Origin of the sequence: Sphingobium rhizovicinum, assembly GCF_042647625.1 — a bacterium.
Lineage (GTDB): Bacteria > Pseudomonadota > Alphaproteobacteria > Sphingomonadales > Sphingomonadaceae > Sphingobium > Sphingobium rhizovicinum.
Genome location: NZ_JBHRVU010000004.1, coordinates 3,058,031 through 3,076,360, shown reverse-complemented (window position 1 = coordinate 3,076,360; position 18,330 = coordinate 3,058,031). Strand labels below are relative to the sequence as shown.

24 protein-coding genes are annotated in these 18,330 nt (G+C 64.5%); 9 read left to right on the top strand and 15 right to left on the bottom strand.

Features of this window, described 5'->3' with window-relative positions:
* Positions 1–65: 65 nt before the first annotated feature.
* Complete coding sequence (locus ACFOKF_RS16130) at positions 66–239, bottom strand: hypothetical protein (RefSeq protein ID WP_380796924.1); 174 nt, start codon at positions 237–239, stop codon at positions 66–68.
* 138 nt (positions 240–377) lie between these two features.
* Between ACFOKF_RS16130 and ACFOKF_RS16125 the strand changes: the two genes are divergently transcribed.
* Positions 378–1,781: a helix-turn-helix domain-containing protein gene (locus tag ACFOKF_RS16125; protein WP_380796923.1), complete on the top strand. Its 1,404-nt coding sequence runs from the start codon at positions 378–380 to the stop codon at positions 1,779–1,781.
* 105 nt (positions 1,782–1,886) lie between these two features.
* On the opposite strand, the gene ACFOKF_RS16120 is transcribed toward ACFOKF_RS16125, so the two are convergent.
* Positions 1,887–2,777, bottom strand: a complete 891-nt coding sequence (locus tag ACFOKF_RS16120) for a LysR family transcriptional regulator (protein WP_380796921.1) — start codon at positions 2,775–2,777, stop codon at positions 1,887–1,889.
* A 224-nt stretch (positions 2,778–3,001) separates the two neighbouring features.
* On the opposite strand from ACFOKF_RS16120, the gene ACFOKF_RS16115 reads away from it, so the two are divergent.
* Both ACFOKF_RS16115 and ACFOKF_RS16110 read left to right on the top strand, forming a co-directional pair.
* Positions 3,002–3,238 carry a hypothetical protein gene (locus ACFOKF_RS16115; protein WP_093011074.1) on the top strand — a complete coding sequence of 79 codons (237 nt, stop codon included), beginning with the start codon at positions 3,002–3,004 and terminating at the stop codon, positions 3,236–3,238.
* Positions 3,239–3,258: 20 nt separating this feature from the next.
* The gene (locus ACFOKF_RS16110) at positions 3,259–4,146 is read left to right on the top strand and encodes a bestrophin family protein (protein ID WP_380796919.1); all 888 of its coding nucleotides are present in this window, start codon (positions 3,259–3,261) and stop codon (positions 4,144–4,146) included.
* 160 nt (positions 4,147–4,306) lie between these two features.
* Here ACFOKF_RS16110 and ACFOKF_RS16105 read toward each other — a convergent pair whose 3' ends face one another.
* The 13 genes from ACFOKF_RS16105 to flgB all read right to left on the bottom strand — a co-directional run bounded on the left by ACFOKF_RS16105 (position 4,307) and on the right by flgB (position 14,650).
* On the bottom strand, positions 4,307–5,359 hold the full coding sequence (locus ACFOKF_RS16105; protein ID WP_380796918.1) for a flagellar motor protein MotB: 1,053 nt from the start codon (positions 5,357–5,359) through the stop codon (positions 4,307–4,309).
* 3 nt (positions 5,360–5,362) lie between these two features.
* Positions 5,363–6,226: a flagellar motor stator protein MotA gene (gene motA, locus ACFOKF_RS16100; RefSeq protein ID WP_380796916.1), complete on the bottom strand. Its 864-nt coding sequence runs from the start codon at positions 6,224–6,226 to the stop codon at positions 5,363–5,365.
* 120 nt (positions 6,227–6,346) lie between these two features.
* Positions 6,347–7,192 (bottom strand): flagellin, encoded by an 846-nt coding sequence (locus ACFOKF_RS16095; RefSeq protein ID WP_380796914.1) that lies wholly within the window; start codon positions 7,190–7,192, stop codon positions 6,347–6,349.
* A 17-nt stretch (positions 7,193–7,209) separates the two neighbouring features.
* The gene (gene flgK, locus ACFOKF_RS16090) at positions 7,210–8,547 is read right to left on the bottom strand and encodes a flagellar hook-associated protein FlgK (protein WP_380796913.1); all 1,338 of its coding nucleotides are present in this window, start codon (positions 8,545–8,547) and stop codon (positions 7,210–7,212) included.
* Positions 8,544–8,864: a rod-binding protein gene (locus ACFOKF_RS16085; protein WP_380797838.1), complete on the bottom strand. Its 321-nt coding sequence runs from the start codon at positions 8,862–8,864 to the stop codon at positions 8,544–8,546. Before ACFOKF_RS16085 ends, flgK begins: the two co-directional genes overlap by 4 nt.
* Positions 8,864–9,967 carry a flagellar basal body P-ring protein FlgI gene (locus ACFOKF_RS16080; protein ID WP_380797837.1) on the bottom strand — a complete coding sequence of 368 codons (1,104 nt, stop codon included), beginning with the start codon at positions 9,965–9,967 and terminating at the stop codon, positions 8,864–8,866. The genes ACFOKF_RS16085 and ACFOKF_RS16080 overlap by 1 nt, the downstream gene beginning before the upstream one ends.
* 26 nt (positions 9,968–9,993) lie before the next feature.
* Complete coding sequence (locus ACFOKF_RS16075) at positions 9,994–10,677, bottom strand: flagellar basal body L-ring protein FlgH (RefSeq protein WP_380797836.1); 684 nt, start codon at positions 10,675–10,677, stop codon at positions 9,994–9,996.
* A gap of 8 nt (positions 10,678–10,685) precedes the next feature.
* Positions 10,686–11,474, bottom strand: coding sequence for a flagellar basal-body rod protein FlgG (flgG, locus tag ACFOKF_RS16070; RefSeq protein WP_380796911.1), 789 nt, complete (start codon positions 11,472–11,474; stop codon positions 10,686–10,688).
* An 82-nt stretch (positions 11,475–11,556) separates the two neighbouring features.
* Entirely contained in the window at positions 11,557–12,300 is a 744-nt protein-coding gene (locus ACFOKF_RS16065; RefSeq protein ID WP_380796910.1) for a flagellar basal body rod protein FlgF, read from the bottom strand.
* A gap of 32 nt (positions 12,301–12,332) precedes the next feature.
* Entirely contained in the window at positions 12,333–13,175 is an 843-nt protein-coding gene (locus ACFOKF_RS16060) for a flagellar hook-basal body complex protein (RefSeq protein WP_380796908.1), read from the bottom strand.
* A gap of 43 nt (positions 13,176–13,218) precedes the next feature.
* Positions 13,219–13,872, bottom strand: a complete 654-nt coding sequence (locus tag ACFOKF_RS16055) for a flagellar hook assembly protein FlgD (protein ID WP_380796907.1) — start codon at positions 13,870–13,872, stop codon at positions 13,219–13,221.
* Entirely contained in the window at positions 13,869–14,279 is a 411-nt protein-coding gene (gene flgC / locus ACFOKF_RS16050; protein WP_298398952.1) for a flagellar basal body rod protein FlgC, read from the bottom strand. Before flgC ends, ACFOKF_RS16055 begins: the two co-directional genes overlap by 4 nt.
* Before the next feature lie 2 nt (positions 14,280–14,281).
* Positions 14,282–14,650, bottom strand: a complete 369-nt coding sequence (gene flgB / locus ACFOKF_RS16045) for a flagellar basal body rod protein FlgB (protein ID WP_298398965.1) — start codon at positions 14,648–14,650, stop codon at positions 14,282–14,284.
* Between the two features lie 243 nt (positions 14,651–14,893).
* On the opposite strand from flgB, the gene ACFOKF_RS16040 reads away from it, so the two are divergent.
* The 6 genes from ACFOKF_RS16040 (at position 14,894) to ACFOKF_RS16015 (ending at position 18,325) form a co-directional block, all read left to right on the top strand.
* Positions 14,894–15,562 (top strand): MotA/TolQ/ExbB proton channel family protein, encoded by a 669-nt coding sequence (locus ACFOKF_RS16040; RefSeq protein WP_380796905.1) that lies wholly within the window; start codon positions 14,894–14,896, stop codon positions 15,560–15,562.
* Positions 15,559–16,059, top strand: a complete 501-nt coding sequence (locus ACFOKF_RS16035) for a flagellar motor protein MotB (RefSeq protein WP_380796904.1) — start codon at positions 15,559–15,561, stop codon at positions 16,057–16,059. Before ACFOKF_RS16040 ends, ACFOKF_RS16035 begins: the two co-directional genes overlap by 4 nt.
* 78 nt (positions 16,060–16,137) lie before the next feature.
* Positions 16,138–16,707 (top strand): flagella basal body P-ring formation protein FlgA, encoded by a 570-nt coding sequence (locus ACFOKF_RS16030; protein ID WP_380796903.1) that lies wholly within the window; start codon positions 16,138–16,140, stop codon positions 16,705–16,707.
* Positions 16,708–16,753: 46 nt separating this feature from the next.
* On the top strand, positions 16,754–17,026 hold the full coding sequence (gene flgM, locus ACFOKF_RS16025; protein ID WP_380796902.1) for a flagellar biosynthesis anti-sigma factor FlgM: 273 nt from the start codon (positions 16,754–16,756) through the stop codon (positions 17,024–17,026).
* A 12-nt stretch (positions 17,027–17,038) separates the two neighbouring features.
* Positions 17,039–17,347, top strand: a complete 309-nt coding sequence (locus tag ACFOKF_RS16020; protein ID WP_380796901.1) for a hypothetical protein — start codon at positions 17,039–17,041, stop codon at positions 17,345–17,347.
* A gap of 159 nt (positions 17,348–17,506) precedes the next feature.
* Positions 17,507–18,325 carry a lytic transglycosylase domain-containing protein gene (locus ACFOKF_RS16015; RefSeq protein ID WP_380796899.1) on the top strand — a complete coding sequence of 273 codons (819 nt, stop codon included), beginning with the start codon at positions 17,507–17,509 and terminating at the stop codon, positions 18,323–18,325.
* Positions 18,326–18,330: the final 5 nt, after the last annotated feature.

Sequence of the window (18,330 nt, the reverse complement as noted above, 5' to 3'; positions counted from 1 at the left end):
GGGCAGAGAAAAGGGCGCGGGAGTGATCCCGCGCCCTTTTTCGTGTCACACTCTCTGATGGCCGATCAGGCGACCCGGCCCAGCCGGTGATAGAGATTGGCGTACTTAACCGATTCCGGCTTGTCCTGCACTTCCTTGAGATAATGGGCGATCGCGGTGCGGATCAGGCCGAAATCCTGCTGGCTGAAAACCGCGCGCGACCGGGCGGGTTCGGGCTTTTCGATCGTGTCGGTGGTCATGTCTTTGTCCTCGTCCTGTGGCCCCGTGGGGCGATGGACACCGAAATAGACAGCTTGGCGCATATGCGTAAGGCCGATGAGTGGCCGTAAGTCACAAACTGATTTGGTCATATTGTCATTCTATGACATAGTGACTTTATGGCAGAGCTGACCGACCGCAAACTCTATCTGGGGCCAAAGCTGCGCGTGCTGCGCCGCGAACTGGGCCTCAATCAGACCCGCATGGCCGAGGAACTGGGCGTATCCCCCAGCTATCTCAACCATCTGGAGCGCAACCAGCGCCCCCTGACCGCCCAAATGCTGCTGCGGCTCGCCAACACCTATGACATCGACATTCGCGATTTCACCGCGACCCCGGCGGAGGGCGGGCCGGGGGAACTGAGTGAAATATTGTCCGACGCGCTGGTCCGCGACATCGGCATTGCGCGGGACGAAGTGCTGGAGGTCGCGGAAAATTATCCCGGCGTCAGCGAAGCGATCGCCCGCTTCTATCGCGCGCTGGGCGACCTGCGCCGCCTGCCGGGCGAGGCGGTCGCCCGCAGCGGCCCGGCGCCACTGGTCGCCCCGGTCGACTGGTTGCGCGAAACCATCGCGCGGGCGGGCAATCATTTCGCCGAGATCGACGCCGGCGCGGAAAGCCTCGCCGCCACCTTGTCGGATGATCCTGCACTGCTCCAGGCGGAATTGCGCACGCGCCTGAAGGATCGCCACGGCATGAACGTGCAGGTGGTGCGCGCCGATGTGCTGGCGGGCACGTTGCGCCATTATGACATGCACCGACGACGGCTGATGCTCAGCGAACGGCTGCCCGCGTCCGGTCGTCTTTTCGCCATCGCCTATCATCTCTGCGCGCAGGAACTGGCCGATGCCATCGCTGCGCAGGTCGCCCGCGCCGCGCCCCCTGATGAGGATAGCCGTCGCCTCGCCAGCATCGCGCTCACCAACTATGCCGCCGCGGCTCTGGTCATGCCCTATGATCGCTTTCGCCAGGCGGCCGACCAGTCACGCCATGACATCGCCCTGCTGCGCGATCGGTTCGGCGCGTCGACCGAACAGGTCGCGCATCGCCTGACCAGCCTCAACCGCACTGGCGCGCGCGGCGTTCCCTTCTTCATGGCGAAGATCGACCGCGCCGGAATCGTGTCCAAGCGTTTCGATGGCGAGGCATGGCCCTTCGCCCGCTATGGCGGCACCTGCCCGCGCTGGGACGCGCATGGGCCGCAGGAGTCGGACCGGGTGACGCCGCAACTGATCGAGACGCTGGACGGCAAACGCTTTCTGACGCTGGCGATCGGCCTGCCCCATGGCGAGGCGCGGGGCCGATCGGTCATCGCGCTGGGGTGCGAGGCGAAGCATGCGGCGCGCATTCTCCATGCCGACGGCATCGATCCCGAAAAGGGGGAGGCGACCGAAGTCGGCCCGACCTGTCATTTGTGCGAACGGCGCGCTTGCCCCGACCGCGCCCTGCCGCCGGTCACGCGCGCGCTGGACCTGCACAGCTATGAGCGGACGACCGCGCCTTTTCCCTTCCGACGAGTCTAACACCATCTCCGTTCGCCTCGAGCGCAGTCGAGAAGCGGCAGGAACTGCCCTTCTCGTTTCTCGCCTTCGTTCGAAATGAACGGCTCCTGGTTGATCAGAATAGGCTCACGCGGCCGCCAGGCCCTTGTTCAGATGCCGGGCCAGAAAATCGAGGCAGGAGCGGACCTTGGCCATTTCCCCTTGCCCCGGCATATAGAGCGCCACGATCGACGCGGCCGGCAGGGTCACGTCGGGCAATACGGGTTGCAGCCGCCCGGCATCCAGATCGTCAGACACTTCCCACATGGATTTCAGTACGATGCCCGCGCCGTCCAGCGCCCAGGCGCGCGCCAGTTCACCGTCATTGGTGCTCAGCGTCACGCGCGGTCCCGGCGCATCGCCCAGCAAATTGCGCCACAAATCCTGCTGCACCGGGCCGGCGACGATATTGTCATGTACCGCCAGATCATGGACGCTGCCGGGCCGGCCGCGCCGGTTGAGATAGTCGGGTGCGGCGCAGAGCAGGCGGGGATTGTCGGTCAGCCGCTTCATGGTCAGGGCGGAATCGGGCGGCGGATCGAAGCATAGCGCAATGTCATGCCCGCTCTCGACGATATTGGTCGCCTGTTCGGCCGTCTCCAGATGCACCGTCACATCGGGATGCAGCGTGGCATATTGGCGAAAAATCGGGGCCAGCCGCATCCGTGCCGCGCCGATCGTCGTCACCACGCGCAGCGGCCCGCTCGCTTCGGTCGCGCGGCGCATGACGTCGGTTTCAATATCGTCGATCGCCGACAGCGCCCGGCCCGCGCCCTCATAGAGCAGCGATCCTTCGTCGGTCAGCGACAAATGCCGGCTGTTGCGGCGGATCAGCATCACGCCCAGCCGCTGCTCCAGTTGGGACAGGCGACGGCTGGTCGCGGCGAGCGACAGGCCCAGCCTTTTTGCCGCTTCGGACAGGGTGCCCGATTCGGCAATTTTCACGAAGGATTCGATTTCGGCAAAACGGTCGGCCATTCAAGAGAAGCTAGGGAAGCGATGCTGCGGTGCAATAGGCATGCTGTTGCACGGGCGCATGTTTTTGTTGCTGCGTCTCTGGAAAACGACGCTTTTGTAAGCTTTTCTTTCGGAGTTTTGCGAAACGCAAGGCAGGGTTGCATCGGTTGCGGCGCGTTGACGGAGGCTTTTGCGCCGCATCATTTTGGTTGGAAACACCCCGTCCCCCAATCGGAGTTTCCCCTATGCCGATGCTCAATCCACCCCGCGCCAAGGCTGATCCGCCCATCGCCTGGAACGATATTGAAGCGCTGCCGGTCTATGCGGCGATGCTGCTGTGCCTCATCTGTCTGGGCTTCGCCCTGGCGGACAGCACGCCGACATTGCACGCTACGCTGCTCAAGATCGTGGGCATCGTCGGCGGCCTTGCGCTGCGCCACGCCTGGCTGAAACTGGACGAGGAGGGCGGCGACGCCCTCTGAGCCTCCAGTAGTTTCCTGTCATGATCGTCGGTCGATCCCCGCGCATCCGGCAGAGTTTCCAGAAAGCGTGGAGCGCGCTGATCGCGCTCTTCTTCTGGGATCTGGCGGTCACCATTTTCTATTATATGTCGCCTTTCAAGGCGCCTGCGCTGCCGCTCACCATCTTCGGCACGGCGCTCGCGCTGGTGCTCGGCTTTCGCGTCAACAGCGCCTATTCGCGCTGGTGGGAAGGGCGCATCCTCTGGGGCGCGATGGTCAATGTCTCGCGCAGTTTCGCCCGCGCCGTCCTCGCCTATCTGCCCGACACGCCCGAAGCGCGAGCAATGGGCGCGACTTTGGTCAAGCGCCATATCGCCTATGTCCATGCGCTGCGCTGTCAGTTGCGGCGGCAGGATCCGGCGCCCGATGTGCGGCGCGTGCTGGAAACGGACGAACCGCTGGAGGAACTGGCGCGCAAGAATCCGGCCAACGGCCTGCTCGACGGGTCGGACCGGCTGTTGATGGACGCGGTCAAGCGCGGCTGGATCGACACCATATTGCAAAGCCGGGTCGAAGGCATGCTGGTCGACATGTCCAACGCGCAAGGGGGGATGGAGCGGATCAAAAATACGCCGCTGCCCGCCCAATATCGCGCTTTCCCCAAATATTTCACCCGGTTGTTCTGTATCCTGCTGCCGGTCGGACTGGTCGAAACGCTGGGCATGGCGACGCCGGTGGGGTCGGCGGTCGCGGGCTTCATGTTCCTGGCGGTCCTGCAGATTGGCGACGATCTGGTCGATCCGTTCGGCAATGACGTGCACGACCTGCCGCTCAACGCCATTACGACGACGATCGAGGGCGACCTCAATCAGGCGATCGGCCTGCCCGCGCCGCCGCCGGTGGAGCCGGTCGACGGGGTGCTGTGGTAAGGGAAGGGGGCTGGCGATCGCCAGCCTGTCCTACACCGCTCCAATGGTGAAACAGTGCGGATGCCGGGTCAGATGACCGTAAGATAATGTCCGTCTCTTGTACGGAAACGTCCAAACTTGCGGGAAAAATGCGAAGTTAGGGCGATGATGCTTTCTGGCGTCAATGCTTGCCCGGCTTGCTGGATGTGCCGGCCGCGGTCGGATTGACCAGTTGCGCGCCGGTGGGAAGGCCGGTGCCGCCCATGTCCAGCTTGCGCGCCTGCTCCACCGCGATGCGGTGCGGGTCGTCCCTCTCCTTGATCGCGGCCTGCGTCTCGGCGTCCTGCTCCGCGTCGTCGCTCGCGTCATGGCCGCCACGGCTCCAGCCCAGGATGATCGACATGCGCCGGTTGCGCGGATCATAGGCGTCACCCTTGATGAACGGCTCGCGGTCGGCCACGCCCTCGATCCGGGCGAAGCGGTCATTGCCGATGCCGGTGTCGGACAGCGCCTGGCGGGTCGCTTCGGCGCGGGCGGAGGACAGGCGCCAATTGTTCATCGAGCGTCCTGAGGCATAGGGCAGGCCATCGGTATGCCCACGCACGATCAGCGCATTGGGCATGGTCTTGAGCGCGGAGGCGACTTCGCCGATCAGCGCGCGGGCCTGCGGGACCAACTGGTCCGTGCCCATGGCGAACATCGCGAAATCGGCCTCGTCGATCAGGTCGATGCGCAGCCCTTCGCGCGTTTCGGTGAAGCGCACATTTTTGCGCAGCTTGGCCAGGCCCCCCTTGGCCATGCGCTCTTCCAGCTGCTTCTTGATCGATTCGAATTTCTGCCGGTCGGCGGCGCGCATCGCCTTGCCGCCCTGATCCTTGGTGCCGGTGGCGTCGCGCGGAATGGTGATGGCCAGATTGCCCTGACCGCCGGTGGTCGGGTAATTTTCCTTCGCCATCAGGCTGTCGCCGCCGAACATGCCGGTCGATCCGGCCGAATTCATCTTCAGTTCGACCAGCGTCGGCGTGAAATAGTCGGCCAGCGCCTTGCGCTGCTTTTCGGTGGTCGCGCCCAGCAGCCACATCAGCAGGAAGAACGCCATCATCGCCGTCACGAAGTCGGCATAGGCCACTTTCCAGGCGCCGCCATGATGGCCGCCATGTCCGTCGACAATGATCTTCTTGACGATGATCGGCCTTGGTTCAGGCTCGTTCGCGCCGCGCTTCTTCTCCGCCATGGCTTATTTGTTCCGCATGCCGTCAAACACCTCGGCAAAGCCGGGCTGGTTGGCGTGGATCAGGCTGGAGCGCGCCGCTTCGATGACCAGCGGCTGCGGATGGCCGTGCAGCGACGCGATGATGATCTGCTTGACGACATGATAGATCGCCCCGTCCTGCTCGATCACCGCGCGGCAGCGATTGGCGAAGGGGTTGACCATGCCATAGGCCAGCAACACGCCAAGGAAAGTGCCGACCAGCGCGGAGCCGATCATCGCGCCCAGCACCGAAGGCGGCTGGTCGATCGACCCCATGGTCTTCACCACGCCCAGCACCGCCGCGACGATGCCCAGCGCGGGCAGGGCGTCGGCCAGACCTTGCAGATTGTCTGCGGGTTTCAGCGCTTCGTGATGATGGGTCTTGAGGCTGTTGTCCATCACCTCCTCCACCGCATGCGGATCGAGCGTGCCGGACGAAACGACGACCAGGCGCAGCGTGTCGCTGATCAGGTGGATCAGCGTCTTGTCCTTCATCAGCTTGGGATATTCGCCGAAGATGGGCGATGTGCCGGGATCTTCGATATGCGGCTCCAGCGCCACCGGCCCTTCGACGCGCAGCGTCTTCATCAACTTGCTGACCAGGAAGATGCAGTCGAGAAAATCCTGTTTCTTATATTGCGGTCCCTTGAACACCTTGCCCAGGCCGCCGCCCAGCGCTTTCAGATCGGCGCCCGAATTGCCGATGATCAGCGCGCCGACAGCAGCGCCGCCGATGATCAGCATTTCGTGGGGCAGGGCGTGCAGGACGGGGCCGATGTCGCCGCCGGTGAAGACGAAGCCGCCGAACACCATGCCGAGCAGGACGACCAGGCCGATGATTGGAAACATGCTTATCCCCGAAATAAAGACCCGCAGGTCCAGACCGATGCAGCATCGCAGAGGATGCCTGTCAGATGGTTAATACGGCTTTGTTGACGTTCGCTTTAGGACGCCCCGCCGATTTCCTGCTTATTTGATCAGGTCGAACAATGTCTGCTGATTGATCCGCGCGAATGCCGACTGGGCGGCGTCGAGCTGGAGCAGGTTGGCCTGCAAACGCGAAATGACATTCTGCAAATCGGTCGATTCGAGGTCGGCGCGCCGTTCGGTCAGGTCGGTGCTGACGTCGGTCAGGCGGTTGCCGATCGTTTCCAGCCGGTCGCCGCGCACACCCTGCTTGGCCTGCTCGACCGCGATATGGCTTTGCGCCGATTGCACCGCCTCCACCGACGCGGCGATGGCGCTGTCGTCGTTCGACTGGACGGCGGCGATCGTCTGATCGAGAATGTCGTTGATCGACATGGACGTGCCGTTGACGTCAATGCCTTCCGCCACATCCTGCTTGGTGCCCACGACGGCCAGATTGAGGCCGCGGCTCAGCGGCACCAGCACGCTCTGCTGGTCGTCGAACACGGACACGCCCTGATAATCCTTCTGGTCGACCAGTTCGCCTATCGTCGCCTTGATCGTCGTCAGCTCTTCCACGATGGCGGCGCGACTGGTGTCGTTGAGCGATCCGTTGCGAGCCGACGTGGCCAGTTCCTGCGCGCGCGTCAGCAGGCTGTCGATTTCCGACAGATTGGCTTCGGCATTGCTGGCGCGGGTCGTGCCATAGCTGACATTGGCGGCCCAGGCGGCCTGCTGCGCCTGCGCCCGGCCAACGTCGGATACCTGCACCCAGGCGAGTGGATCGTCCGACGGCTTGTTGAGCGTGATGCCGCTGGAAATGGCGGTCTGGCCGTCGACAATGTCCTGCGACAATTTCTGCTGGCGGCGCATTTCCGCGAGCATGATCTTGTTGGTGATGCCTACCATGGGTCAGTCCTTTCCGATCACATGATCTGCAAGATGGAATCGATGGTGTCCTTGGCCACCTGGAGAATCTTGGCCGACGCCGAATAGGCTTGCTGGATGCGCAGCAGATCGGCCGCCTCCATGTCCAGATCGACGCCGCTCACGGCCTCGCGCGCGGCGACCGCCTGGTCGTTGCGGCTGTTGGCGGTTTCATATTCGGCCTTGGTCGCCGACATGAGGTTGGCGTGGGTCGCGATCAGCGATGTCCAGTTCTGCTCCACGCTGCCATTGCCGCGCAGGGTGGAATTGATGGTCAGCAGATTGCCGTTGATGGTGCCGTCGGCCGATCTGGTGGCCAGTTGCGCCGGATCGGCGATCAGCGCGGCCATGGTCGCAGCGCTCGTGCCCGACAGGAGCGCCGCGCCCTGCGTGCCGGCGTCCGTAACGCCCTTCGCATGCCATGCATTCACATCGGTCACGAATTGCTGGGCCAGCGTGTCGAGTTCGCTGCGGCGATCGGCGACCGTGTCGGCAGCGGAAAACAGGCCGCCCAGCGTGCCGTTCGCCGGCGTGGAAAGGGCGGTGCCGTCGGCCATGCTGAGCGAGAGCGTGCCGTCAGTAGCGCTGGCGGTCAGCGACAGGCTGGCGGCGCTGTTGCCGCTGACCAGAGTCTGGCCGCCAAAGCTGATTTCTGCGCTGTCATGCGCGCCGAAATTGACCGTGACGTTCAGATTTTCCGACAGGGTCTGCAAGGCGGAATCGCGGCTGTCGAGCAACTGGGCGTAGGCGGACGTGCCCGGCTGCGCGCGCAGCAGGCTGTTGTTGATGTCGGCCAGTGAAGACAGAGCGCCGTTGATCGTGTCGACCGACGTCTGCGCTTCGGTCTTGATCCCGGCGGATACATTGGTCAGGTCGGCGGCGGTCTGGTTGAACGCCTGCGCAATGCGGCTGATGCTGTCGAGCGACGTGACGCGCAACGACGTATCGGTCGGGCTGGCGGCCAGCTTCTCCAGATTTTGATACATGCCGGTCATCAGCTGGCCGATGCCGGTGCTGGTGTCGTTCAGCGCGGTTTCCGCGTCGTCCAGCCAGCGCTGGCGCGCTGTCACGCTGCCCAGCGCCATGCCGGTCGAACGGACGGTCGCGTCCAGATAGGGATCGCTGGCGCGATTGACGCCCGACACCTGCGTGCCGCCAAAATTGGCGCGCGCGATATAGGTCGCCATCGTCGCGGTGGAGGAACCGGATTCGACCGTCGTCACCGAACGGCGCGCATAGCCCGCCGTGCTGGCGTTGGCGATATTCTCCGAAATCGCCGCCATCGCGGTGCGATAGGCCTTGGTGCCCGAAGCGCCGATGACGAACAGGTCGCTCATGCGGCGTCACCCGACTTCGCGGCCACGGGGGCGGCGGTGTCGGCAACACGCGCGCCGAATTGCTTCATCAGCAATTCGGCGATGCCCATCGCGCCCTTGGACGACATGGCGTCGGCGGTGCGGGCGTCGGCCATGTCCTGAAATTGCTGGGTGGCGCTGGAATCGGTGATGCCTTCGGCCAGGCTGGCCGATCGCATCGCGCCGATCATCTGGCGCAGGAACACTGCCTCGAACTGCTGCGCCGCTTTTTGCAGCGCCGCCTTCGTTTCGGCGGTGGCGGGCTGGCTGCCCGTGGCGGAAACGCTCGATACCTGCATCACAATACCACCAGCTCCGCTTTCATCGCGCCCGCTTGTTTCAGCGCCTCAAGGATCGCGACCATGTCCGCCGGGGAGGCCCCGATGGCGTTGACCGCCTTCACTATATCGGCCAGCGACGCCCCACCTTTAAAATTCACCATCGGTTTTTTCTGTTCGTCGATGCTGATGTTGCTCGATTGCTCGGTCGCGGTCTGCCCCTGGCTGAAGGGCGCGGGCTGGACGACGCGGGGGCTTTCATTGACGCTGACGGTCAATTTGCCATGGGCGACGGCGGCCGGATGGATTTTGACCGCGCCGTTGATGACCACGGTGCCGGTGCGGGCGTTGACGATGACGCGGGCTGGCGCATCGGCCGGCGTGATCTCGATATTCTCGATCATGCCCATCATCAGGATGCGGTCTTCCGCGCCCGGCGTGGCGTCGATCGCGACCGATACGGCGTCAGTCGCGCGGGCGCGGCGATCGCCGAAGGTCTTGTTGATGCCGTCCGCCACCCGCAGCGCGGTGGTCAGGTCGGCTTCGGACAGGTTGAAGGTCAGCGTCGGCGCGGTGTCGAAACCGGTGGCGACGGCGCGTTCGACCGTGCCGCCTTCCGGAATGCGGCCGGCCGAGGGAATGTTGACCGATACCTGGCTGCCGTCCGCGCCGGACACGCCCAGACCGCCAACGGCCAGATTGCCCTGCGCCATGGCGTAGATTTCATTGTCCGCGCCGCGCAGCGGGGTCATGATCAGCGTGCCGCCGCGCAGCGACTTGGCCTTGCCCAGCGCCGACACGGTGACGTCCAGCCGCTGGCCGGGCTTGGCGAAAGCGGGCAGATCCGCCGTCACCAGCACCGCCGCTGCATTTTTGAGCGCCGGATTGACGCCCTGCGGCAAGGTGAGGCCGAAGCGGGAGACGACGCCCTTCATGCCCTGCGTCGCATATTCGATGCTGTCGTCGCCAGTGCCGGCCAGACCCACGACGATGCCGTACCCGGTCAGCTGGTTGGGGCGCACGCCCTGAAATGTGCCCAGATCCTTGATGCGTTCGGCATGGGCGACAGGCGCAGCGGCCAGCGCGCCAAATGCGGCAAGGAGCGGCAGGAGAGAGCGGAACAGGCGGATCATGGTCTTTTCCGTCTCCGTCAGAAGGGGCTGATGGCCGAGAAGAAGCGCTGCAACCAGCCCTGACGGCTGGCATTGGCGATTTCGCCCTTGCCCTTGTAGATGATCCTGGCGTCGGCCACGCGGGTCGATGCGATGCGGTTGTCGGGCGCGATGTCCGCCTGACGCACAAGGCCGCTGATCTGGATGAACTCGTCGCCGCGATTGAGCGTCAGCGCCTTTTCACCCTTCACCAGCATCGTGCCGTTGGGATAGACCTGCGCCACCGTCACCGTGATTTCGCCGGTCAGCGCATTGGACTGGCTGGCGGCGCCCTTGCCGGTGAATGTGTTCTGGCCGCCGGCCGACACGTCGCTCGCCGAAAACAGCTTGGACAGGATGCCGGTGGTTGGCGGGGTCAGGCCGACCGATCCGTTGCGGGCGGTGTCGGCGCTGGTGCTCTTGGACGCCTGCGTCCGTTCCACCAGGACGATGGTGATGATGTCGCCGACCGCCGTGGCGCGCGCGCCGCTGGTCAGCGGAGTGTACCCCATCGACGCCTGAAAGATGGAGCCGTTGGCCGGCGGGGCTGCCGGCTGGGCGATGACCGGGGCGTAATAATCGCGCTCCACATCGCGTTGCTTCTGCTTCTTCGCCGCATAAGCGGGCGAAGCGGCGAGCGCGAGGATGGAGACGGCGCTGAGGATGGCGTGGGACAGGCGCATCAATCCGCTCACATATTCTGGTTGGCGTATTGCAGCATTTCGTCGGTCGCCTTGATCATCTTGCTGTTGACCTCATAGGCGCGCTGGGTTTCGATCATGTCGACCAGCTCTTCGACGATGTTGACGTTGGACGTTTCCAGATAGCCCGAACGGATGACGCCGCGCCCTTCAAGCCCTGCGACGCCGACCTGCGGCGTGCCGCTGGCGGCGGTTTCGACCAGCAAATTGCCGCCGACCGATTCCAGGCCCGACGGGTTCATGAAGCTGGCCAGTTCGATCTGGCCAAGCTGGCTGGGTTCGCTTTCGCCCTGCAAGGTGGCGGACACGGTGCCGTCATTGCCGACCGAAACCGACGTCGCGCCCTGCGGCACGGTGATCTGCGGGATGATGGGCAGGCCTTCGCTGGTGACGACGGTGCCTTCGGCGGTGACGCTGAAATTGCCGGCGCGGGTGTAGGCGATGCTGCCGTCCGGGCGCTGCACCTGAAAATAGCCCGATCCCTCGACCGCCATGTCCAGCGCATTGCTGGTCTGGTTGAGCGTGCCCTGCGTGTTGATCTTGCTGGTGCCCTGAAGCGCGACGCCCGAACCCAGGTTCAGGCCGGTGGCGAACTTGTTCTCGCTGTCGGAATTGGCGCCGGCCTGAATGATCTGCTGATAGGCCAGCGTCTCGAAATCGGCGCGGTCCTTCTTGAAGCCGGTCGTGTTGACGTTTGCCAGGTTGTTGGCGATCACGCGCATCTTCGTGTTCTGCGCGTCGAGGCCGGTGCGGGCGACATGAAGGGCGGCGTTGGTCATCGTTCAATCTCCGTGGCGGCGCCCCATGGGGTGCCTCATATGTCAATCAAAGCAAGATGCGTGCCAAAATTAACCATCTGCCTTAGCTGTCGAGGCGCATCAGCGAAGCGCCGCCATCATCCAGCTGTTTGGCGGTATCGATCATCTTGATCTGGGTTTCCCACGCCCGGCTCGCCTCGATCATCTGAACCAGGGCCTGGGTGGAATTGACGTTCGAGCCTTCCAGCGATCCGGCGGTGACGCTGGCCAGCGGGTCGGATGGCAGCGCGCCGCCATTGACTTCGCGGAACAGGCCGTCCGTGCCCTTGGCGATGCCCGATCCGGCGGCGTTGACCAGCTTCAGCTTGTCGATCTGCTGCGGGTTTGCCGGGTCGCCGCCCTGCGGCACGCCCCAGATGCCGCCATCGGCCGCGACCGATATGCTGTCCATCTGCGGCAGGGTGATGGGGCCGCCTTCGCCCAGGACGGGCAGGCCGTCGCCGGTGGTCAGCAGGCCGCTGTCGGAAACTTTCAGGTCGCCGCGGCGCGTATAGGCTTCGCTGCCGTCCGCAGCCTGAACGGCGAGCAGAGCATCGCCGTTCATCGCCACGTCCAGCGGATTGCCCGTTTGGGTGATCGCGCCTTGCGCCATGTCGGCGGCGATCACCTGTTCGGATGCCTGGGCGCGGGTGTCGAACGTATCGCCCTTGATCCAGCGCGTCTCGGCATTGGCGATTTCGGCGCGAAAGCCGACGGTATTGGCGTTGGCGAGATTGTTCGCGATCGACGCCTGCCGCGCCATCGCGCCGCGCATTGCCGTAAGTGCCGTGTTGACGAGCCGGTCCATGGGCTTTTCCTTCTATCCCCGCGCCTGCGTTATTAGGTGCGCAGGTTGACGATGGTGGTGGTCAGCGTGTTGGCCGCCTCGATCGCCTTGCTGTTCGCCTGGAAATTGCGCTGCGCTGCGATCAGGTTGACCAGCTCGTCCGTGATGTCGACGTTGGAGCGTTCCAGGAAGCCCGAGTTGACGGCGCCGAACAGGCCCTGATTGGCGGTGCCCAGAGCCGGCGCGCCGCTGGCGACGGTCGATGTCCAGTGGGCGTCACCCTCCTGACGCAGTCCTTCCTGGCTGTTGAAGGAGGCCATGGCGACCTGACCCAGATAGACGGTGCTGCCATCGGCATAGACGGCCGAAACCAGGCCTTCCTTGGACACGGCGACGCTGTTGAGCTGCGCGCCGTCGGCTGCGCCGTCCAGCGTGGTCGGGATCTGAAGGTCGGTCAGGTCGGCCGGCGTGGCGTTGGTGGTGGCGCCGGTGCGCGCGCCGGTCAGGGGATCGACCGCGAAAACCTGAATGCGCGATCCGGTCGTGTCGACGGCATAGCGATCCTCATCGACCGAGAAGGCGCCGTTGCGGGTATAGCTGACGGTGCCGTCTTCGCCCTTCACGGTGAAGAAGCCTTCGCCGGTGATGGCCAGGTCCAGCGTCTTGTCGGTGCCTTCGATCGTGCCCTGCGTAAACTGCTGGGCAACGTCCTGCACGCGCACGCCCTGGCCTGCGACCTGGTTGGTGGTCTGCATCGGCGCAGCGGCGAAGATGTCGCCAAACTGCGCCTTGCTCTTCTTGAACGCGGTCGAGCTGACGTTGGCGACGTTGTTGGATGTGGTGGCGAGATCGATCTGGGCGGCCTTGAGGCCGGACAGGGAGATATAGAAGGACATGGCGTTGCTCCTTGGGTGAAAGGATTTGAGAGAGTGAGAGGGGTTACATCAGGCTGATCGCGTCGGACGGGCTGTAGCTGCCGAGCGCGGTGATGAGCTTCGAGGAGGATCCGTCAGCGGGTGACTGAACGGCGGCAATGGTGGCCCAGGTCGCGACCTGGCTGGTCTTGGCGCCGCTGACCTTCACCTGAAGGGCGGAGGTGGAGACGGTTTCGCCCGCATCATCCTTGCCGTCCCAGTAGAAGCTCAGTTCGCCGGCCGGCTGCGCGCCGGTATCGATCGACTTGACGACATTGCCGGCGGAATCGACCAGGTCGATGGTTGCGCCGTCGGTGGCCGCGGACAAGGTGATCTGCCCGGCATAGGTGCCGCTGGCGTCGGGCGCGGCGATATTGCTCTCAACCAGCATCGACTTGCCGATCCAGCTGGCGGCGTCGCCCAGCCTGGTGCCGGTCAGCTCGCTCGCCAGACTCTTCAGGGTCTGGTTCATTTCCGCGATGCCGGACGAATTGGTGATGGTCGCCATCTGCGATACCATCTGGGCGTTGTCGACGGGTTCGAACGGGTCCTGATACTGCATCTGCGCGGTCAGCAGCGTTAGAAAGCTCGACTGGTCCATCGTCGCGCTGCCGGTGCCGACCGTCGCGTTGGGATTGTAGACAGACAGGCCCGCGCTGTCAGTGACGGTCGTCGTCATTTGCCGATCCTTATGGTTTCGAGCATCAGGGATTTGGCGGTGTTGAGCACCTGCACGTTGTTTTGGTACATGCGGGCCGTCTCGATCATGTCGACCATTTCCGCATCGTTATCGACCGCCGATTCCCACACATCGCCGTTGGCGTCGGCCAGCGGATGGTTGGGATCGTGGCGCTTGGTCGGTTCCGCCTTGGTGGTGATCACGTCGGCGACCTTGACCGTCGACACGCCGGGGCTGTCGGTGACGGACTGGAACACCGGCTTGATCGCGCGATAGGCTTCCGCCGCGCTGCCGGTGACGTTGCCGGCATTGGCCATGTTGGACGCGGTGGTGTTCAGGCGCACCAGCTGCGCGCTCATGGCGCGGCCGGCAATGTCGAAAATGTTCATGGGACTGGAGCTGCTCATGCTCATTCTCCCTTCAGCGCGCGGTTGATGGTGTTGATGCGGCCCTCAAGAAAGGAGAGGGTCGTGCGATATTTGACCGCATTTTCGGCGAACAGCGTCTGTTCGGTGCTCAGTTCGACGGTGTTGCCGTCCAGACTGGGTTGCAGCGGCACGCGATAGCCCATGGCGTCGTCGGCGGCCTGCGACACATTGGCCGCAGAGTTGCTCGTCTGCGCAGTCGCTTCCTTCAGCGCCGCCTCGAAATCGATGTCGCGGGCCTTGTAGCCGGGGGTCGAGGCGTTGGCGATGTTCGAGGCGAGCAGGGACAGGCGCTGCGAACGAAGTGCCAGCGCCTTTCCATGTATCCCGAACAGATTGTCTTCGACCGACATGCTCATGTTTCGCCCTAAAGTTTCCGGTTCGCCCGCCGTTCTGATGCCTGATGGCGTCTGCCGCGGGTTATCCAGCCTGTGATCAGCAAGAGCTGTGCCAATTTGCGTGGGTGACGCAGGAAGGCGCGGAATTTCCCGGAACAGGCGGGGCCTGACGGGAGGGGCGGCAAGGGCGGCAAATTTTTGCCGGTCGGCGGCAGGGCGTTGCCGCCGGTCGACGGAGTGATGAGGGACGACGCTTTCATGATCGCGATTTTCAGCCATTTGTTCGATCCGCTGACCCTGCTGGCAATGCTGGGCGGGATCGCGCTGGTCGCGACCTTCCAAAATGGTCTGGGCGCTCTGGGGCGGGCGATGGCGGCATTCCACCCGCTGCTGACCGCCGATCCGGCGCGCGACCGCGATGCGGCGCGCGCGGCAATGCTGAAGATCGATCAGGTGGCGCAACTGCGTGGCCTGTCCTGCACCGACCGGGTGAAGACCGCCAGCCCCTTCCTGACCGACGCCGCACGCAAGCTGGCCAATGTCGATCGCGCCGAAGCCTTTGAAATGTGGGCGGCGCAGACGCTGGCCGACCGGGCGCAGCGCCATGGCGCGGTGCACAAGGCGTGGCTGTCGATCGCCGACGCCGCGCCCGCGCTGGGCATGGCCGGCACGATCATCGGGCTGGTCGGCATGTTCGCGGCGATGGACGATCCCGCAGCGCTCGGCCCGTCCATGGCGCTGGCGCTGCTCACCACCTTCTACGGCGTCGTCATCGCCAACATCATCGCCGCGCCGATTGCCGCGCGGCTGGCCGACCTGTCGGAACGCGAACTGGCCTGGCAGCGCGAGGCGGCGGACCGGATGCTGGCGATCGCGCGGCGCGAAAATGCGCCGCTGCGCCGCGCATCCATCCGCGAAGTCGCATGACCGCAGCGTCTTCCTCCACAACCGCCCGGCGCAATCGCTGGGCGGTCAGCTTTGCCGATCTGCTGCTGCTGCTGCTCGCCTTCTTCGTGCTGTTGCAGGCCAGCGGATCGCGGCGCGACGCGATGCTGGTGCAGGTCAGCCAGCAATTTGGCGGTCGCGCCATGGCGCCGGGCGTTGAACTGCGCGCCGCTGATCTGTTCATGCCCGGTGAGGCGCTGCTGAGCGATGCTGGCCGCGCGCGCCTGGCGGCGGTGGCGCGCGATCATGCGAAAACATCTGGCGGCGTGGAAATCCGCAGCCATGGCGTCGATCCGTCGCGCCAGCGCTTCGACGAATGGGATCTGGCCGCCGCTCGCCTCGGTGCAGTGGCGCGGGCCTTGCGGGCCGATGGCATTGCGCAGGACCGACTGCTGATCCGGGGCCTCGATCAGGCTGAAAAGAGCGCTGGGCAGGGGCAGATGATCCGCGTCGCGCCGGGGGCGCTTGCTGCCCGCTAACCGCAATTGGCACGGATATTGCTGAAATCACGGGACAGACTGTGCGCCTCGTCAGGCCGCCTTGTCAGGAGACATGCCGTGTTTCGTTATTCCGCTATCCTTCTCGCCGCCGCTGCGCTTACCGGCGTGCAGCCCGCGCTGGCGCAGCAGAAATTCGAGAATCTCGACCGCATCGACAGTCTGGTCGCCATGACCGTCGGCGCCAATCTGGGCGAGCCGGGCGGCCCCGCCGCGCCGGTCGATCGCCGTTTGCGGCTGGCCGCCTGTCCCACGACCCCGACGGTTGAAGGGCCGGTGTTCGGCGCAGCGATGGTGCAATGCGCTTCGCTCGGCTGGCGCATCCGGGTGCCGCTGGTGGCGGGCGGCGCAGCCGCTGCGTCAGGGCCTTTGCCGCGCACGGCGGCTGCGAATCGCTTTACCCGACCGGCAGCGCCGGTCGCGCCCAAGGAAAACATCGTTCGCAAAGGCGATCCGGTTCAGTTGATGGCCGGCAATGCGGCTTTCAGCGTGTCGCGCATGATGGTTGCGGATGAGGATGGCGCCGTGGGCGAGACGATTCGCGTGCGCGAAGACAAGAAAAGCGCGCCGGTTTTCGCCCAGGTCGTAGAAATGGGGGTTGTGCGCATTCCGGGATTTAATAGTTTTTGAACTTGTCCGTTATAGGTGTTGAGGGACGAGTGAAGGATTTTACCCAATGATCAACTCTGTGGGTCAGAGCATCAGCAGCGCGATCGGCGCGAACAGCCTGCGGGACAGCGGCAAGACGCGCGCATCCTCGCCGACGGGTTCGGCGACCGCCTCGACGGTCTCATCTTCGGCCAGCCCGGCTGCCCGCATGGCGGCGCAAGGCGCGCCGGTCGACATGGACCGCATCGCCGCGATCAAGTCGGCCATCGCGTCCGGCAATTATCCGGTCGATGCCAACGCCATTGCCGAGCGCATGGTCGCGCTCGACCTTCCCGCTTAAGGCGCCGCGATCATGCCGCTTGGGCTTGCCGCGCTGGATGACCTGTTCGATGCGTTCGAAGGGCTGCGCGATGTGCTGGGCGGCAATGATGCGATCGCCATCGAAACCGCCAGCGCCCGTGTGGCGCAGGCGGCGTCGGCCGTGCGCGCCATTGGCGCCTGGCGGTCCGATCCGGCCGTGGTCGAACGGCTGAACGCGATGATGCCCCTGATCGAAAGCGCGCGCGTGCGCGTCGCCCTGCTGGCCGATCATGCCAGCCAGCGCCTGTCCATATTGGCGGCCCATGGCGCGCAGACCGCGCCGCTGACCTACGGCCGGTAAGGCATCTGGCCACAATAATATTTTCGGTTAATCCTAAAGCGGCGCCTGCGGGCGCCGTTTTTCGTTGTGCCGGCTTCATTTTCTTGCGCCCGCGTTAACCAAATCTTGGCACAAGCCTTGCTCTAATGTCCTCGCTAGCAACGTGAGGATTTTGGTTTCGTGTCGGCATTCGCAGACATTTCGGCAACGTCGGGATCGACCGGCAATCGCGTGACTAACGCGATTGCGATGGCGAGCCGTCGCACCGGTGTCGACTTCAGCTATCTGCTGGGGCAGGCGAAGATCGAATCCAGCCTCAATCCCGCCGCGCGCGCCGCGACCTCCTCCGCCACCGGCCTCTATCAGTTCATCGACCAGAGCTGGCTGGCCGTCGTCGACAAGCATGGCACCGAATATGGGCTTGGCTGGGCGTCGGACGCTATCAGCCGCGGACCCAATGGCCGTTACACTGTCGCCGACCCGGATTTGCGGCAGCAGATACTCGACCTGCGGAAACATCCTGAAACGGCGTCGGTCATGGCGGCCGAGCATGCCGCCGACAACAAAGCCTATCTGGAATCGAAGCTGGGCCGGGAAGCCGAGCCGGTCGATCTGTACCTTGCCCATTTTCTGGGCGTGGGCGGGGCTTCCAAATTCCTGTCGGTGCATGACCGCGCGCCCGATGCGACCGCGGCGTCGCTGTTCCCCGCGGCTGCACGGGCGAACCGCTCCATCTTTTACGATCGTGCCGGCAATGCCCGCAGCTTTGCCGAAATCCGCGACCGCTTCGCCGCCAAGCTCCAGAAGAGTTCGGACAGCCTTGGCGGCGCAGCCCAATATGCCGATGCTTCGCTGCCCTCCGGCGCGAAGACCGTGCAGCCCGCCGATTATGTGCGGATCGAAACCCAGCGCCTGAGCGAACAGCCTGACATCATGGTCAAGCCGCAACCGCAGACGGCGCGTCTCGCCTATCTCATGCTTGCCACCCTCGGAAGGTAAACGGC